This is a genomic window from Psychrobacter sp. 1Y4, assembly GCF_051847555.1.
Map to the genome: position 1 here is coordinate 1 of NZ_JBPYDE010000508.1, position 730 is coordinate 730.

The window sequence follows — 730 nt, forward strand, 5'->3', positions numbered from 1 at the left end:
GTAGTCGCTACTGACTCAACGGTTATTACTGAACCTGTAGTAGAGACTAAAGAAGTAGAAACCGTCGAAGCTATTGAAGAAAACCCGCCTAGATTTGCTAACGTTACTGACTATTTAGCATTGAAATCTAATACAGACTGGAGTTGGGATTCGTTAGCTAATATTTCTGCTATTAAAGAGTGGGATCCTAAAATACCTACTAGAGATGAGTATCTACCAGAGAAGAATGGATATTATATTTGGGGTGAATTAGATGATGTTGGCGGTATGAGAATAAGAGGTACAAAGGCACAACCTGGAATAATAACGATCGGCTCAGGTCAATCAGTAATGGAAGACGAGACAGGTAGTAAGGTTTATAAAGCTGAAGATTTATTTAGAAAGAGCGAGCTTACTCGAGTAAAGTCAAACTGCGATACAGGCGAAAACGAGCTATTCTCACAACAATTCTATAAATGGCAAAAGCCAGGGTATCAACCGCTATATATCTATACCATAACTGATAGTGCTAATGCCGGTACCTCGAGTGATGTCGGCATTGCTAAAAGCTTTGATGTCTTTTTCAATTCTGAATACAGCGATGATCTTCATCATTTAAATTCCTTTGATAGTGAAGGTAACAGTGTAACTTGTACCTTCGAACTCTAACCTTCTCAGGTGCTTTTAAAAAATTAATGGATTAAATCATGAAATTGAAAAATACGTTCTCTGTACTGGCTGTTAGCAGCCT

Annotated in this window: 1 protein-coding gene; it reads left to right on the top strand. The window is 37.9% G+C overall.

The annotated features are described in order from the left end of the window. A partial coding sequence (locus ACS8FC_RS17245) for a hypothetical protein (protein ID WP_439297684.1) occupies positions 1-648 on the top strand: 648 nt, incomplete at its 5' end. Between the last annotated feature and the right edge of the window lie 82 nt (positions 649-730).